This window comes from Mycobacterium sp. IDUB_5, assembly GCF_055419565.1.
In genome coordinates, this window is record NZ_JBVAXX010000001.1 from 91,582 (window position 1) to 108,144 (window position 16,563).

Below are 16,563 nucleotides of genomic sequence, written 5' to 3' on the forward strand. Positions count from 1 at the left end.
CTGTCACCACCGCCGTCGCACGGAGGCGAACAAGCGCACAGCGGCGCGATATTTGTACTGTGGTGTCCGGTCGCCTCCTGCCGACCTCCGACGCGCCACCCTCTCCGCTAGGACGTGACCTCCGTGCCCGACGATCGCGCACCCCGCGCAGCGTGGCGTTCGGTGTGGACGAACACACTCTCGTCGACGAAATCGCTGCCCGGGTTCCGCCGTCTCCTGGAGTTGCGCGCCGTCAGTCAGTTCGGCGACGGGCTGTTCCAGGCCGGTCTCGCGGGCGCGCTCCTGTTCAACCCCGAGCGCGCCGCCGGTCCGTGGGCGATCGCCGGGGCGTTCGCCGTGCTGTTCCTGCCGTATTCGGTCCTCGGACCGTTCGCAGGCGCGCTGCTGGACCGATGGGATCGACGCGTGGTGCTCGTCGGCGCCAACACCGGCCGCCTCGTGCTGGTCGTCGTCGTGGGCACGCTGTTGGCCGCGGGCCTGGGTGATCTGCCGGTCCTGATGGGCGCGTTGGTGGTGAACGGGCTGACCCGGTTCGTGTCGTCCGGGCTGTCGGCGGCGCTGCCGCATGTGGTGCCGCGCGAGCAGGTGGTGGCAATGAACTCGATCGCGACGGCCACCGGCGCGGCGGCCGCGTTCTTCGGCGCGAACTTCATGCTGCTACCGCGCTGGTTGTTCGGCTCCAGCGATTCTGGCGCGTCGATGATCATCTTCCTGGTCGCGGTGCCGGTGGCACTGGCGCTGTGGTTGTCGGTGCGCTTCCCGCCCCGAATGCTGGGCCCAGACGACAGTGTCCGCGCGGTGCACGGCTCTGTCGCCTACGCCGTGGCGACGGGATGGCTGCACGGGGCTCGGACGGTGCTCTCGGTGCCGACGGTGGCGGCGACACTCGCCGGGCTCTCGGCGCACCGGATGGCGTTCGGCCTCAACACGTTGTTGGTGTTGGTGACGGTGCGGCACAGTGACACGGCCGCAGTGGCGGGGCTGGGTACCACGGTGCTGTTCGTGGCGGCAACGGGCATCGGGGCGTTCCTGGCGACCGCGGTGACACCGATGCTGGTGAAGCGCTGGGGCCGCTATGCCACCCCGATCTGGGCGCTGGCGTTCGCGGCGGCGGTGCAGCTGTGCGGTGCGACGTTGAGGCTGCCGGTGATGATCGTGTGCGGTTTCCTGCTCGGCGGCGCCGGACAGGTGGTCAAGCTCTGCGCCGACACGGCGATGCAGATCGACGTCGACGACGCGCTGCGCGGCCACGTGTTCACGGTGCAGGACGCGCTGTTCTGGATGGCGTTCATCCTCGCGATCGCCGCGGCGGCGTTCGTGATGCCCGCCGACGGGCACGCACCCGGTGTCGCGATCGCGGGTACGGGGCTCTACCTCCTGGGGCTGGCCGTGTACGCAACCGTGGCCCGGCGCCGGCGCCCGGCGGGCTAGGGTGACCGGCATGGCCGGAGCTGCCCCGATCGTCGCTGACCTGCGCGCCGAAAGCGACGACCTGGATGCGCTTGTCGCCGACCTGCCGGCAGCGCGCTGGGCGGCCGACACCCCGGCGGCCGGGTGGACGATCGCCCACCAGATCGCGCACCTGCTGTGGACCGACCGGGTCGCCTTGATCGCTGTCACCGACGACGCCGCATTCGCTACCGATGTGGTGTCCGCGGCGATGCAGAATCCCACCGGCTTCGTCGACGACGCGGCCGAGGAAGTGGCCACGGCGGCACCTGCCGAGCTGCTCAGTGACTGGCGGACCACCCGCGCCGCACTGCACGACGCGCTGCTGACGGTTGCCGACCGACGCAAGCTGCCGTGGTTCGGCCCACCGATGAGCGCCGCATCCATGGCGACCGCTCGGCTGATGGAGACCTGGGCGCACGGTCTCGACGTGGCCGACGCTCTGGGGGTGACTCGGACGCCGACGGCCCGTCTGCGCTCCATCGCCCACATCGGCGTGCGTACCCGCGATTTCGCGTACACCGTGCACGGGCTGACACCGCCGGCTGAGGTGTTCCACGTGAAACTGCGTGCGCCCGGCGGAGACGAGTGGGCGTGGGGACCCGAGGACGCGACCCAGCGGGTCGAGGGCTCAGCCGAGGATTTCTGCATGCTGGTGACGCAGCGCCGGCCGCGCACCGCTCTCGACGTGGTGGCGCTCGGCCCGGACGCCGAGCAGTGGCTGACGATCGCGCAGGCGTTCGCGGGGCCGCCCGGGACCGGCCGCGACTGATCAGAGCGGGGTCGCGCTGTCGGCGGCGCCGTCGCCATCAGCGTCGGCCAGGCGCACATCCCAGCGTCCGTCACCGTCGGTGTCGACCCAGGCCGTCCCCGTCCCGAACGCCCGATCGGCGAGCCCGTCGCCGTCGGTGTCCACCAGACGCTCCCCGGCTTGCCCGTCACCGTCGAGATCCACCGCCGCACTGCCCGCCGGATGTTCCACACCGTCGAGCCCGAGCCAGCGCAGCGCCGCCCCGCGATCCAGGTGCACCGCCCACGTACCGGTCCCGTCGTCGGTGACGTCGACCGCGCCCGCTCCCCCGACCCCGAGCACACCGCGTTCGGCGAGACCGTCGGCGTCCAGATCGGCCAGCGCGTCGTCGACCAGGCCGTCGTGATCGAGATCGAGCATCACCGCGTCCAGAACGCCGTCAGCGTCGACATCGGTCGTCGGATCGGCGCTCCACATCGTGGCGCCGCCATCGAGGTCGCCCAGGCAGTACTCCATACCCTGTCAGACGCGCGACTACCCCTGCTCGTTCCACCACCTGAGCAATTCTTCGACCGCCTCCTCGTGGCTGAGCGGGCCGCGATCGAGGCGCACCTCCTTGAGGTGGTTCCACGCCTGCCCGACCGCGGGCCCGGGTGGGATGCCGAGTATCTTCATGATCTCGTTGCCGTCGATGTCCGGCCGGACCCGGGCGAGATCCTCCTTGGCCGCCAACTCGGCGATACGGTGCTCGAGGTCGTCGTAGTTGGCCTGCAGCCGGGCCGCGCGGCGCTTGTTGCGCGTGGTGCAGTCGGCCCGCACCAGCTTGTGCAGCCGGCTCAGCAGCGGTCCCGCGTCCGTCACGTACCGGCGAACCGCCGAATCGGTCCACCGGCCTTCCCCGTAGCCGTGGAACCGCAGATGCAGGTACACCAGCTGCGACACGTCGTCGACCATCTGCTTCGAGTACTTCAGCGCCCGCATCCGCTTGCGCGTCATCTTCGCGCCCACCACCTCGTGATGGTGGAAGCTGACACCGCCGTCCGGCTCATGGCGCCGGGTCGCCGGCTTGCCGATGTCGTGCAGCAGCGCCGCCCAGCGCAACACCAGATCCGGGCCGTCATCTTCGAGATCAATGGCCTGCCGCAGCACCGTGAGCGAATGCTGGTAGACGTCCTTGTGCTGATGGTGTTCGTCGATCGCCATCCGCATCGCGCCGACCTCGGGCAGCACGATCTCGCCCAGCCCCGTCTGCACCATCAGGTCCACGCCCGCCACCGGATCGGCACCCAGCAGCATCTTGTCCAGCTCAACCGCCACCCGCTCGACGCTGATCCGGGACAGCTGCGGCGCCATCTCCGTCAACGCCTGCCGCACCCGCGGCGCCACGGTGAAGCCCAGCTGCGAGGTGAACCGCGCCGCCCGCAGCATGCGCAGCGGATCGTCGGTGAAACTGACTTCGGGTTCGGCCGGGGTGTCCAGCGTGCGGGCCTGCAGCGCGGCGAGGCCGCCGAGCGGATCCAGGAACTCCCCCAGCCCACCCGGCTGATCAGGATCCAGGCGCACGGCCATCGCGTTGACGGTGAAGTCACGGCGGACCAGATCCTCGGCCAGGTTGTCGCCGAAGCGCACCTCCGGGTGACGGGTCACGTGGTCGTAGGAGTCCGCGCGGAACGTGGTGAGCTCCAGGCGGTCGCCGTTCTTGCCGACGCCGAGGGTGCCGAACGCGATACCCGTGTCCCACAGCGCGTCCGCCCACCCGGCCAGTAGCGCCTGCATCTGCTCCGGCCGGGCGTCGGTGGTGAAGTCCAGATCTGTGTCGAGTCGGCCCAGCAGCGCGTCGCGCACGCTGCCTCCCACCAGATAGACGGAGTGCCCTGCATCGGTGAACAGTCGGCCGAGCGCCCGCAGCACCTTGTGGTGCCGCCCCAGCGATACCTGCGCGGCAGCCAGCAGTTCGGCGACGTCTTGTCCGGACGAGGGCTCAGACACGTCCGATGAGCCTACTGGTCACAGGCATGTCACCGACCGGCGAGTGGGGCGTGGCCGGCAGTTCATGGCAGCTACTATCGCTTGGGTGTCGGACGGCGAGCAGCCAAAACCTCGACGACGCCGCGGGCGGCGTCGGGGCCGACGCGCGGCAGGACCCCCCGAGGCCGGCGCCGATCAGTCGAACGGCAGTGGGCAAACGACCCCCGCTGCCACTCCCGCCGAGAATGCACCGGCAACTCCGAAACCGCAACGCTCCGGCCCGCGCCGCCCCACCGAGCGCCTCCGCACCGTGCACGAGACATCGGCGGGCGGCCTGGTCATCGACGGACTCGACGGACCCAAGGACAGCCAGGTAGCCGCGCTGATCGGCCGGATCGATCGCCGCGGGCGCATGCTGTGGTCCCTACCCAAGGGCCACATCGAACGGGGTGAGACCGCCGAGCAGACGGCGATCCGGGAGGTCGCCGAAGAGACCGGCATCCAGGGCAGCGTGCTCGCCGCCCTGGGCAGCATCGACTACTGGTTCGTCACCGAAGGCCGCCGCGTCCACAAGACCGTGCACCACTATCTGATGCGCTTCGCCGGCGGCGAGCTGTCGGACGAGGACGTGGAGGTCACCGAGGTGGCCTGGGTGCCGCTGCGGGAACTGCCGAAGCGCCTGGCCTACGCCGACGAGCGCCGACTGGCCGAGGTCGCCGACGAGCTGATCGACAAACTGCACACCGACGGGCCGTCGGCGCTGCCTCCCCTGCCCCGCAGCACGCCGCGGCGCCGGGGACAGACGCACTCGCGCACCCGCAACCACCGGTCTGATCCGCCGGCGCAACCCCAGCCGGGCCGCCGGGCGAACGGCTACGGTCAGGGTCCGTGATCGGCCTGCCCGCGCGCCTGCTCGCCGCGGTCGTCGCACTGCTGGCTGCCGTCCTGCCGATCGTCGCCTCCGCGGTCGCGCACGCCCAGCCGCCCACGCTGCCGTTCCTCACCGTCCAGATCGACGGCATCACTCCGGATGTCGTCACCACCACCAGCGATCCGATGGTCACCGTCACCGGCACCATCCGCAACGTCGGCGACCGCGCGGTGCGCGATGTAGTGGTTCGCCTCGAACGCGCCGGCCCGGTGACCTCGTCGACCGCGCTGCGCACCAACCTCGCCGGCAATGTCGACCAGTACCAACCGGTCGCGGACTTCATCACGGTCGCCCCCGAGATGGCGCGCGGACAGACCGTCCCGTTCCGGCTCGCCTACCCGCTGCGCTCGGCAGACCATCCATCGCTCGACGTCACCGAACCGGGCGTCTACCCGGTGATGGTGAACGTCAACGGCACCCCCGACTACGGCGCGCCGGCCCGCCTCGACGACTCGCGCTTCCTGCTGCCCGTGCTGGGAGTTCCGCCGGATCAGCAGAACGATGCCGCGACCGACACGGTGACCTCCGCGGTGCCCCCCGACACCACCCGGCCCGTCGGCCTGACGATGTTCTGGCCGCTGGCCGACCGGCCGCGGCTGGCGGCGGGAGCCCCGGGCGGCACCACCCCGGTGCGGCTCATCGACGACGACCTCGCGGTGTCGCTCGCCCAAGGCGGCCGGCTCGACAGTCTGCTGGCGGCAGCGGATTTCGCGACCAGCCCGCAGGTCGATCCCGGTGGCGAGGTGACCGGCGCGCTGTGCCTGGCCGTCGACCCCGACCTGCTGGTCACGGTCAACGCGATGACCAATGGCTACGTCGTCAACGACGCCGCGGACGCGGGTCCGCGCACCACACCCACGCACCCGGGTACCGGCCAGCAGGCCGCCATCGGCTGGCTCACCCGGCTCAAGGCGCTGGCGCAGCGCATGTGCGTCACCGCAACGCCGTACGCGCAAGCCGACCTCGACGCGCTGCACCGTGTCGCCGATCCTGTCCTGGCCGCGGCGGCGACGGGCGGAGCCGCCGACGTCGTCGAGCAGATCCTCGGCGTGGCATCCACCCGCGGCGCCACCATCGTCGGCGACGGTCCCCTCACCGCGGACGCCGTCGATCTCCTCTCGGCGCAGGGTCCGACCATCGCTCTCGCCGCAGCGAACCTGACCGGACCCGACGAGGCCGACGGCGGACAACCCCAGACCGCCGACACGGCCCCGGTGCGGTACACGCCCAACGTGGTGACCGCACCGTTCGATCCCGCCGTCGGCGCGGCACTGGCAGGCATGGGCACTTCGCCGGAATCCCCCTCGTACCTGGCGCCGTCGCTGAGCATCCCGGTGAAACAGGATTCGGCGACCGTCCGCCGCCAGGACGCCCTCGGTGCGCTGCTGTGGCGTGGACTCGACATCGACGCCGCACCGCGCGGTCAGCTGATCATGCCGCCGTTGATGTGGAACGCGACCGCCGACGACGCGCAGGCCGTGCTGACGACGGTCGCCACCACGATCCGTTCGGGACTGGCGGTGCCGCGGCCGCTGCGAGCCGTGCTCGACGAAGCCGCCGCGGTCCACGGCAGCGAGACGCCCCCGACCGCCGGCGTCGTCAACCCCCGCGGACGCTTCGACGACGCCGTCGTGTCCGGCATCGCGGCGACCACCGACCGACTTCGCGGTCTCACCGACGCGCTGAGCACCGACGAGCGCACCGGGCTCACGGGACCGCAGTACACGGCGCCGCTGCGCGAGGACATGCTGCGGGCCTTGAGTCAGTCGGTGCCGCCCGACGCCCGCAACGGGCTGGCCCAGCAGCGGCTGACGACCGTCGGCTCGACCGTGGAGGATCTGTTCAAGGCCGTCACGATCGTCAACCCCGGCGGTTCCTACACGCTGGCCACCGAACGCAGCCCGCTGCCGCTCGCTTTGCGCAACGATCTACCCGTCCCGATTCGGGTGCGGCTGCAGATCGACGCCCCGCCCGGCATGACAGTGACCGATCCCGGCGAGATCGTGCTGCCGCCCGGCTTCCTGCCGCTGAAGGTGCCCATCGAGGTCCACTTCACGCAGCGCGTCGCGGTGGACGTGTCGCTGCGCACCGTCGACGGGCTGACCCTCGGGGAGCCCGTGCGACTGTCGGTGCACTCCAACGCTTACGGAAAGGTGCTGTTCTTCATCACGTTGACCGGCGGCGCCGTGCTGGTGCTGCTCGTCGGGCGCCGCCTGTGGCACCGGTTCCGCGGCCAGCCCGACCGCGCCGATCTCGAAGCGGACCCGCACCGCCCTGATCCGATCGAGGTGGCGCTGGCGTACTCCGACGACGACGGGAGGCGACGATGAGCACGGCGCAACCGCGGCGGGCCGAGCTGTCCGACGCCGCCGTGGTGTCACGCTCGTGGGGTATGGCGCTCGCGACGCTGGTCAGCCGGCTCACCGGGTTCGCACGCATCGTCCTGCTCGCTGCGATCCTCGGCGCGGCGCTCTCGAGCGCGTTCACGGTGGCCAACCAGCTGCCCAACATGATCGCCGCGCTCGTCCTGGAGGCGACGTTCACCGCGATCTTCGTACCGGTACTCGCCCGCGCCGAACGTGACGATCCCGACGGCGGAACCGCATTCATCCGCAGGCTCCTGACCCTGGCCACCACCCTGCTGCTGGTGGTCACGGTCATCTCGACGGTCGGTGCCCCGCTTCTCGTCGACCTCATGCTGGGTTCGGAGCCGTTGGTGGATCGGCCGCTGACGACGGCGTTCGCCTACCTGCTGCTGCCGCAGATCATCTTCTACGGATTGTCCTCGGTGTTCATGGCGATCCTGAACACCCGCAACATCTTCGGGCCACCCGCATGGGCGCCGGTGGTCAACAACGTCGTCGCGATCGCGACCCTGGGTCTGTATCTCCTTGTGCCGGGCGAACTCTCGCTGAACCCGGTGACGATGGGCGATGCCAAGCTGCTGGTGCTCGGCATCGGCACCACGCTGGGTGTCGTCGCGCAGGCCGCGGTGCTGTTCGTGGCGATCCGCCGAGAACGGATCAGCCTGAGGCCGCTGTGGGGCATCGACGCGCGGCTGAAGAAGTTCGGGATGATGGCGCTGGCGATGGTGCTCTACGTGCTCATCAGCCAGGTCGGGTTCATCGTCGGCAATCAGGTCGCCAGCGGTGCGGCGGCCTCAGGTCCCGCGATCTACAACTACACCTGGCTCATCCTGCAGCTCCCGTTCGGGATCGTCGGCGTGACGGTGCTGACGGTCGTGATGCCACGCCTGTCGCGCAACGCCGCAGCGAACGACGGCCCGGCCGTGCTCGACGATCTGTCGCTCGCGACGCGGTTGACGATGGTGACTTTGATTCCCGTCGTCGCGCTGATGACCGTCGGTGGTCCGGCGATCGGCAGCGCGCTGTTCTCCTACGGCAACTTCGGCGCCGTCGATGCGGGATATCTCGGCATGGCGATCACGCTGTCGGCGTTCACGCTGATCCCCTACGCGCTGGTACTCCTGCAGCTGCGGGTGTTCTACGCCCGCGAGGAGCCGTGGACGCCGATCCTGCTGGTCGTGCTGATCACTGCCGTGAAGGTCGCGGGGTCGCTGGCAGCGCCGCACCTGACCACCGATCCCGAACTGGTCGCCGGCTACCTCGGTCTGGCCAATGGACTGGGCTTCCTGGCGGGCGCCACGCTCGGCTACCTGCTGCTTCGCAGCCGGCTCGACCCGCCCGGCGGGCGCCTGTTTCCCGCCGACGTGGTGCGCACCGTGCTGGTGACCATCACCGCGGCGCTGGCGGCGGGGCTGACCGCGCACGTTCTCGACCGGTTGGCCGGACTGGCGTCGCTGACCGAACACTTCGGTGCGGCCGGGTCGCTGCTCCGGTTGGCCGTCCTGGGCCTGGTCATGGGGCCGATCATCGCCGGTGTCCTGCTCGGCGCGAAGGTCCCGGAGGCGATTGCGGCGACGGCCGCAGTGCGGTCGCGCCTCGGTCGCCGGCGTGTGCCGGCCGACGCGTCCGTCCAGACCCGGTCGAGCGGCGGGCTCACGTACCCTGATCTCACCTCGACGCGACGGACGCGTCAGTTTCCCGGCGCGATGCAGCGGGGACACGAGGGCGTGGTTGGCGAACGCCGGACCGGGAAAGGAGCTGCCGTGAGCGACACCCCCGCCGGTGGTTCCCCGACACCGCCGCAGACCTTCGACCCGTCGACGGCACGGCCGTTGGCCGACGACTTCCAGCCCGATGTGCCGGATGTCTCCCCCGAACCCGAACGCGAACCGGCCGCGGTCGAACCCGAGCGCCCGACGGAAGCCATCCCCGCCGCCGGCCCGCCGCGCCCTCGTGCCGACTACAGCAACGACCCCACCCGCGAATCGCTGGCGTTCGACCCGCCCCGCGAACCGCCGCTCGAGGCTGCGACCGCCGCCGAGGACCTGCACCTCATCCCCGGCGCCACCGTCGGCAAGGGGCGCTACCGCTTGCTCGTCTTCCACGGGGGACCACCCCCCCTGCAGTTCTGGCAGGCCCTCGACACCGCGCTGGACCGGCAGGTGGCGCTGACGTTCGTCGACCCTGACGGCACCCTGCCCGCCAGCGAGGTCCAGGCCATCCTGGACCGCACGCAGCGGCTCGGACGCATCGACATGCCTGGGGTGGCACGGGTGCTCGACGTGATGACCACCGGCTCCGGCGGGCTCGTCGTCTCCGAGTGGATCCGCGGCGGTTCCCTCGCCGAAGTCGCGGACACCTCCCCCTCCCCCATTGGGGGTGCCCGCGCGATCCAGTCACTGGCCGCGGCGGCCGAGGCAGCGCACCGCAACGGTGTCGCGTTGTCCGTCGATCACCCGGCCCGTATCCGGGTCAGCATCGAAGGCGATGTGGCGCTTGCCTTCCCGGCCACACTGTCCTCGGCGACGCCGGATGACGACATCCGCGGCATCGGCGCGGCGCTGTATGCGCTGCTGATCAACCGCTGGCCACTACCGGAGAGCGGCGAGCCCAGCGGGCTGGCCGCCGCCGAGCTGGATCCGGCGGGGCAACCACTCGAACCGCGTGCCGTCGACCGCGACATCCCATTCCAGATCTCCGCGGCCGCCGCCCGCGCGGCCCAGGAGAACGGCGGTATCCGCAGCGCGTCGACGATGCTGAATCTGCTGCAGCAGGCGACGGCGATCGCCGACCGCACCGACCATCTCGCCCCCGTGAACGAATCGGCGACCGAAGCACCGTCGGCACCCGACGCGGCGGTCGATCCCGACGAGGCAGCTCGCCGACGCAAGCGCCTGATCATCGGAGCCAGTGTGGCCGCTGCCGCGGTGGTGCTCGTGGTGATCCTGCTGGCCACCATGCTCAGCCGCATCTTCGGTGACGTCGGCAACGGGCTCAGCGGTGACGAGCTCGGCCTCAACGCGCCGACCTCGTCGGAGCCGGGTAGCAGCACTCCCGATGCCGGTGCGGTCGTGAAACCCGTTCGCGCAACTGTGTTTTCGCCCGAGGGCGAGGCCGACGCACCTGACCTGGCGGGGTTGGCGATCGACGGTGATCCATCGACGGTGTGGCCGACCGACACCTACAGCGACGCGGCTCCCTTCCCGGGGTTCAAGAACGGTGTCGGTCTGATGCTGCAGCTGGCGCAGCCGACCACGATCGGCTCGGTGGGCATCAGTGTCAACAGCACCGGTACCGCGGTCCAGATCCGTTCGGCGACGTCGGCGTCGCCGTCCTCACTGGACGACACGACCGCACTGACCCAACCGACGACGCTCAAGCCCGGAACCAACACCATCCCGGTCGAGAACGCCGCACCCACGTCCTACGTCCTGGTGTGGATCTCCACACTCGGACAGGTCAACGGCCAGAGCCGCAGCGACGTCGCGGAGATCACGCTCAAAGCCGCCGGCTGAGCGAAAACTGGTGCGCTGAGCCCCCGCTCGGGCCGCCTAGGGTTCGGCTGTGGGGATTTTCGGAGCGCACAGCGGCGGCGAGCTTCGGCCGCGCACCGACGCCGAGCTGCTGGCCGCCCACGTCGCCGGAGACCGGTACGCGTTCGAGGAACTGTTCTACCGACACCACCGGCAGCTCTACCGGCTCGCCACGCTGACCACGGCCAACCCCGACGACGCCGCCGATGCGCTGCAGGACGCCCTGCTGGCAGCGCACCGCACCGCCGGCGCCTTCCGCAACGATTCGGCGGTCAGCAGCTGGCTACACCGCATCGTGGTCAACGCCTGCTTGGACCGTCTGCGCCGCAACAAGTTCCGCGATCATGCCGCGCTCGACGAACAGCTGACCTGCGGTACGGATCCGACCCGCCGCATCGACACCGCGATCGTGATCGAACGGGCTCTGATGGGCCTGCCGGTCGAGCAACGCGCCGCGGTGGTCGCTGTCGACATGCAAGGGTTCTCCATCGCCGAGACCGCGCGGATGCTCGGTGTGGCGGAAGGAACGGTCAAGAGCCGATGCGCCAGGGCGCGGGCCAAGCTCGCGGCGTCGCTGACGGTCTTCGCCGCCGAACACATCGACTGAACCCTGTCGGATAACCTCGGACGGTCAGCGGACAACGCAACCGGCGGGGGAACACGATGGGCAACGACCTCGAACCCGTCACACCGGAGCTGCTCGCCGACCTCCAGGCCGGGCTCCTCGACGACGACACCGCCGCGCAGGTTCGCCGGCGCGTGCGCGCCGATCCCGAGGCCGCCCGCGCGTTGGCGGCGCTCGACACCGTCCGTCGGGAACTGGGCCTTCTCGGTGCCGACACCGCCTCAGCGCCCGAGGTGCCCGCCGACGTCACCGCCCGCATGGGGGCAGCGCTGCGCGACGCCCAACCGCCCCCGAAACGCCACTGACCCGCCCGAGCGGCCAACGGGAACACCCCGGCCTACCCTGGTGTTCAAGGATTGCAGGCAGAAAGGCACTCATGACCTCCTCGTCCACCGTCCACGACGTCATCATCGTCGGTTCCGGTCCCGCCGGGTACACCGCCGCTGTGTACAGCGCGCGGGCCCAGCTGAAGCCCCTCGTCTTCGAAGGCAGCCAGTTCGGCGGTGCCTTGATGACCACGACCGAGGTGGAGAACTACCCCGGCTTCAAGGACGGCATCACCGGGCCCGAACTGATGGATCAGATGCGCGAGCAGGCGCTGCGCTTCGGCGCGGACCTGCGCATGGAAGACGTCGATGCCGTCGACCTCACCGGACCGGTGAAGAAGGTCACCGTCGGCGACGAGACCTACCAGGCGCGCGCGGTCATCCTCGCGATGGGTGCGGCGGCCCGCCACCTCGGCGTCCCCGGTGAGGACGCGCTACTCGGCATGGGTGTGAGCACCTGCGCCACCTGTGACGGCTTCTTCTTCCGCGATCAGGACATCGCCGTGGTGGGCGGCGGCGACTCGGCGATGGAGGAGGCGACCTTCCTCACCCGCTTCGCGCGCAGTGTGACGCTGATCCACCGTCGCGACGAGTTCCGCGCTTCGAAGATCATGCTGGAGCGCGCCGAACAGAACGAGAAGATCACCATCCTGACCAACACCGCGGTGGAGGCCGTCGAAGGGGATCCGAAGGTCACCGGCATCAAGCTCCGCAACACCATCACCGGCGAGGAATCCTCACTCGCGGTGACCGGTGTGTTCGTGGCGATCGGGCACGATCCGCGATCGGATCTGGTGCGTGGGCAGGTCGACCTCGACGACGAGGGATACGTCCAGGTCGTCGGCCGCACCACCTACACGTCGGTCGACGGTGTCTTCGCCGCAGGCGATCTGGTGGACCACACCTATCGGCAGGCGATCACCGCCGCCGGAAGTGGTTGCGCCGCAGCCATCGATGCGGAGCGGTGGCTGGCCGATCACGCCGAGCCGGGCGAAAGAACTTCCACCACAACCGAAGACAGCGACCTGATTGGAGCACAGCAATGAGCGAGACCACCTCGGCGACCGTAGCTGTCACCGACGATTCCTTCTCTCAGGACGTTCTGGCCAGCGGCACCCCGGTGCTGGTGGATTTCTGGGCGACGTGGTGTGGGCCGTGCAAGATGGTCGCTCCCGTGCTCGAAGAGATCGCATCCGAGAAGGCCGGGGCGCTGACCGTGGCCAAACTGGACGTCGACGAGAACCCGGCGACGGCGCGTGACTTCTCGGTGGTGTCCATCCCGACCATGATCCTGTTCAAGGACGGCCAGCCGGTGAAGCGGATCGTGGGCGCAAAAGGCAAGGCTGCGCTGCTGCGCGAGCTCGCTGACGTCCTCTAGCGAACCGCATCGGACCCCCGGACACTTCCCTGGGGTTTTCCGAAATCCTCTCCCCTTCTGAGAGAATGCTGCCTATGTCGAGTCTGCGTCGCGGTGACCGTTCTGCAGCGGTCACCGAGATCCGGACCGCGTTGGCCGCCCTGGGGATGCTGCACGATCCGGACGACGACCTGGTCACCGGGCGCAGAGTCGCCCCTGACGTGTTCGACGGTGAGCTGGACCACGCAGTGCGCGCCTTTCAGCAAAACCGCGGCCTCCTCGTCGACGGAGTCGTCGGGGAGGCGACCTACCGGGCGATCAAGGAGGCCTCGTACCGCCTCGGCGCGCGGACCCTCAACCACCAGTTCGGTGCCCCGATGTACGGCGACGACGTCGCCACCCTGCAGGCGCGCCTGCAGGATCTCGGGTTCTACACCGGATTGGTCGACGGACACTTCGGCTTGCAGACCCACAACGCCTTGATGTCGTACCAGCGCGAGTACGGGCTTTTTCCGGACGGCATCTGCGGTCCGGAAACGCTGCGCTCGCTGTACAACCTCGGGTCCCGGGTGACCGGTGGTTCGCCGCACGCGATCCGCGAGGAGGAGCTGGTGCGCAGCTCCGGGCCGTGGCTTTCCGGCAAGAGGATCATCATCGATCCGGGTCGCGGCGGGGGCGACCACGGTCTGATCACCCAGGGTCCGTCGGGGCCTATCAGCGAGGCAGACATCCTGTGGGACTTGGCCAGTCGGCTCGAAGGCCGGATGACGGCCATCGGCATGGAGACGTTCCTGTCCCGTTCCGCGACCGCCTCCCCCACTGACGCCGAACGTGCCGCGACTGCGAACTCCGTCGGTGCCGACCTGATGATCAGCCTGCGATGTGAGAACCAGAAGAGCATGGCGGCCAACGGTGTCGCCTCGTTCCACTTCGGCAACTCGCACGGCTCGGTGTCCACCATCGGACGCAATCTCGCCGACTTCATCCAGCGGGAAGTCGTCGCGCGCACCGGGTTACGTGATTGCCGCGTGCACGGCCGGACGTGGGATCTGCTGCGCCTGACCCGCATGCCCACCGTTCAGGTGGACGTCGGCTACATCACCAATCCCGGCGATCGGGCCACGCTGGTCTCCCCGTCGGCCCGTGATTCCCTTGCCGAAGGCATTCTCGCAGCGGTGAAGCGGCTCTACTTGCTCGGCAAGAACGACCGCCCCACGGGCACGTTCACGTTCGCCGAGTTGCTCGCCCACGAATTGGCCGTCGAACAGTCCCGCAACAGCTAGCAGCCGCTTCAGCAGTTGGATGCCGCGCCGGCGCCGACCGGCTGCTGCAACTCCGCGCTCTCCAGCAGACGTTCCAGCGCGGCTTCGACGCCGGCTTTCCACCCGAGACCCTGCTCCAGCTCGAGCCGCAGTCGAGGGAAGTAGGTGTGGTGCGACACCACCTCGAAGCCGGCGTCGAGTAACAGATCGCTCGGAATCACGCAGGTGCCCAGTGCACAGTCGCCGAGGGTGTCGAGTACCGGTGCCACATCGGTCGGCACCTGGGCGACGTCGGCGAGCTCGTCCGCTGCGGCAGACCGCCCGAAGGCTTCCAGTGCTCGCACTCCTCGTCGTACGAGATCTCCGACCACGGCGGTGATCAGTGCGCGGGACAGGTCGTCGTGCCCGGGCCCTGTCTCGACACCCAACGACGTCAGAAGCACGGCATCCGGACTGACCGGGCCGGTCGGGAATTGTGCCGCGCGTGGCACGCTGCGTGGCGGCGCATAGAACGCGTAGCCGAGGCACGGTTCGTCGCCCGTCTCATCCTCCGGCAGCGGGGTTCGCGATTCGACAGCCAGCTGTCCGCACGACCCCCACTCCAGCATGACCATCGACAGCCAGGCTTCTTTCTCGAACTCAGGGTCCGAGAGGTGCTGGTCGTCGCCGACGATGCTCGGATCGACCTCCCAGTACACGCATCGTCGCGCATGCTTCGGCAATTGCTCGAACGCTTCGAGCCGCAGAGGGGTGATTCGTGCGGTCACTACGCTCCCGGGTGTCTCCGCCGCGAGGGGATGCGCGGCTGCTGCCCCTCAAGGATAGAAGGCACGGGTCCATTGGGCTCGATCCGGAGCAGTCCGACAGGCCGCCACGGCGTCGAGCTCGAAAACCACTGCCGCTCAGCGGCTTTCCCCGGCGTTCCGGAATCGGCGTCGGACCACTGTGCCCTAGTGTCACAGTGACGTATCGGCCGCGTGTGGTTGGTCACCGGGTTGTCGAGTTCATGAGGTCCACTATCCGCTGCAAATCGTCCACGGAACCGAACTCGACGACGATCTTGCCTTTCCGCTTGCCGAGGCTGACCGTCACGCGTGTGTCGAACGCGGACGACAGCTGCTCCGCGACATCCTGCAGCCCGGGCATCTGGATCGGCTTCCGGCGCGGCGCCGGCGGGGCGCCCGCACCTTCGCGGTTGGCCAGCGTGACGGCTTCTTCCGTCGCCCGGACAGACAGGCCCTCCGCGACGATCCGGGCAGCGAGTTCCTCTTGCTTGTCCGGTCCGCCCTCGAGGGCGAGCAACGCCCGGGCATGGCCCGCGGAGAGCACTCCCGCCGCTACTCGGCGCTGCACCGCGATCGGCAGACGCAGCAGACGGATCATGTTGGTGATCACGGGACGGGATCGCCCGATCCGCGCCGCGAGTTCATCGTGGGTGACGGCGAACTCGTCGAGCAACTGCTGATAGGCCGCCGCCTCTTCCAACGGGTTCAGCTGAGCGCGATGGATGTTCTCCAGCAGCGCGTCCCGCAGCATGCTGTCATCGGCGGTCTCGCGGACGATCGCGGGGATCGAGGCGACACCCGCTTTCTGCGCGGCCCGCCACCGGCGCTCCCCCATCACCAGCTGGTAGCGCGTCGGCGCATCCCCACTGTCCGGTATCGCACGCACCACGATCGGCTGCATCAATCCGAACTCGCGGATCGAATGCACGAGTTCGTTCAGCGCTTCTTCGTCGAATACCTGGCGCGGCTGACGCGGGTTCGGGTCGATCAGCGACGGGGCGATTTCCCGGTACACCGCGCCGACGTCACCCGCCGGTGGCGTGACGTCCGGCGGTCCGCCGAAGACAGCATCGGCGGCGGCGGCACCCATCCGGGGCCCGGTGGTGGCCGGCTCGTCGCCTTCGGCAGGGCCGGTCGGGATCAGCGACGCCAGGCCGCGTCCGAGGCCACTGCGCTTACGTGCCGGGTTGTTCATCCAAGTCCTTCGTTC

General features: G+C 69.6%; 13 protein-coding genes and 1 pseudogene. 10 read left to right on the top strand and 4 right to left on the bottom strand.

Going from position 1 to position 16,563, the window contains the following annotated elements; all coding sequences use genetic code 11:
* The first annotated feature begins 123 nt into the window (after positions 1-123).
* Both ACZY1G_RS00430 and ACZY1G_RS00435 read left to right on the top strand, forming a co-directional pair.
* Entirely contained in the window at positions 124-1,431 is a 1,308-nt protein-coding gene (locus ACZY1G_RS00430; RefSeq protein WP_463813054.1) for an MFS transporter, read from the top strand.
* Between the two features lie 10 nt (positions 1,432-1,441).
* Positions 1,442-2,221 (top strand): TIGR03084 family metal-binding protein, encoded by a 780-nt coding sequence (locus ACZY1G_RS00435; protein ID WP_463821230.1) that lies wholly within the window; start codon positions 1,442-1,444, stop codon positions 2,219-2,221.
* Here ACZY1G_RS00435 and ACZY1G_RS00440 read toward each other — a convergent pair whose 3' ends face one another.
* The gene (locus ACZY1G_RS00440) at positions 2,222-2,716 is read right to left on the bottom strand and encodes a pullulanase (protein WP_463813058.1); all 495 of its coding nucleotides are present in this window, start codon (positions 2,714-2,716) and stop codon (positions 2,222-2,224) included.
* Positions 2,717-2,734: 18 nt separating this feature from the next.
* Positions 2,735-4,189, bottom strand: a complete 1,455-nt coding sequence (locus ACZY1G_RS00445) for a CCA tRNA nucleotidyltransferase (protein WP_463813059.1) — start codon at positions 4,187-4,189, stop codon at positions 2,735-2,737.
* A gap of 85 nt (positions 4,190-4,274) precedes the next feature.
* Here ACZY1G_RS00445 and ACZY1G_RS00450 point away from each other — a divergent pair, with 85 nt between their 5' ends.
* The 8 genes and pseudogenes from ACZY1G_RS00450 to ACZY1G_RS00485 all read left to right on the top strand — a co-directional run bounded on the left by ACZY1G_RS00450 (position 4,275) and on the right by ACZY1G_RS00485 (position 14,589).
* Complete coding sequence (locus ACZY1G_RS00450; RefSeq protein WP_463813060.1) at positions 4,275-5,060, top strand: NUDIX hydrolase; 786 nt, start codon at positions 4,275-4,277, stop codon at positions 5,058-5,060.
* Positions 5,057-7,429, top strand: a complete 2,373-nt coding sequence (locus tag ACZY1G_RS00455; RefSeq protein WP_463821231.1) for a hypothetical protein — start codon at positions 5,057-5,059, stop codon at positions 7,427-7,429. Before ACZY1G_RS00450 ends, ACZY1G_RS00455 begins: the two co-directional genes overlap by 4 nt.
* Positions 7,426-10,980, top strand: a complete 3,555-nt coding sequence (gene murJ / locus ACZY1G_RS00460) for a murein biosynthesis integral membrane protein MurJ (RefSeq protein ID WP_463821232.1) — start codon at positions 7,426-7,428, stop codon at positions 10,978-10,980. The genes ACZY1G_RS00455 and murJ overlap by 4 nt, the downstream gene beginning before the upstream one ends.
* Before the next feature lie 49 nt (positions 10,981-11,029).
* Positions 11,030-11,605: an RNA polymerase sigma factor SigM gene (gene sigM, locus ACZY1G_RS00465; RefSeq protein ID WP_463813063.1), complete on the top strand. Its 576-nt coding sequence runs from the start codon at positions 11,030-11,032 to the stop codon at positions 11,603-11,605.
* A 56-nt stretch (positions 11,606-11,661) separates the two neighbouring features.
* A pseudogene (locus ACZY1G_RS00470) lies at positions 11,662-11,922 on the top strand (hypothetical protein); the annotation flags it as partial.
* Between the two features lie 77 nt (positions 11,923-11,999).
* Positions 12,000-12,995, top strand: a complete 996-nt coding sequence (trxB, locus tag ACZY1G_RS00475) for a thioredoxin-disulfide reductase (protein WP_463813064.1) — start codon at positions 12,000-12,002, stop codon at positions 12,993-12,995.
* Positions 12,992-13,327 carry a thioredoxin gene (gene trxA / locus ACZY1G_RS00480; protein WP_463813065.1) on the top strand — a complete coding sequence of 112 codons (336 nt, stop codon included), beginning with the start codon at positions 12,992-12,994 and terminating at the stop codon, positions 13,325-13,327. Before trxB ends, trxA begins: the two co-directional genes overlap by 4 nt.
* Before the next feature lie 74 nt (positions 13,328-13,401).
* Complete coding sequence (locus tag ACZY1G_RS00485; RefSeq protein WP_463813066.1) at positions 13,402-14,589, top strand: N-acetylmuramoyl-L-alanine amidase; 1,188 nt, start codon at positions 13,402-13,404, stop codon at positions 14,587-14,589.
* A gap of 8 nt (positions 14,590-14,597) precedes the next feature.
* Here the strand turns inward: ACZY1G_RS00485 and ACZY1G_RS00490 are convergent, their stop codons facing one another.
* Together ACZY1G_RS00490 and ACZY1G_RS00495 are read right to left on the bottom strand one after the other, a co-directional pair.
* Complete coding sequence (locus ACZY1G_RS00490) at positions 14,598-15,335, bottom strand: acetyltransferase (RefSeq protein WP_463813067.1); 738 nt, start codon at positions 15,333-15,335, stop codon at positions 14,598-14,600.
* A gap of 220 nt (positions 15,336-15,555) precedes the next feature.
* The gene (locus tag ACZY1G_RS00495; RefSeq protein WP_463813068.1) at positions 15,556-16,548 is read right to left on the bottom strand and encodes a ParB/RepB/Spo0J family partition protein; all 993 of its coding nucleotides are present in this window, start codon (positions 16,546-16,548) and stop codon (positions 15,556-15,558) included.
* Positions 16,549-16,563: the final 15 nt, after the last annotated feature.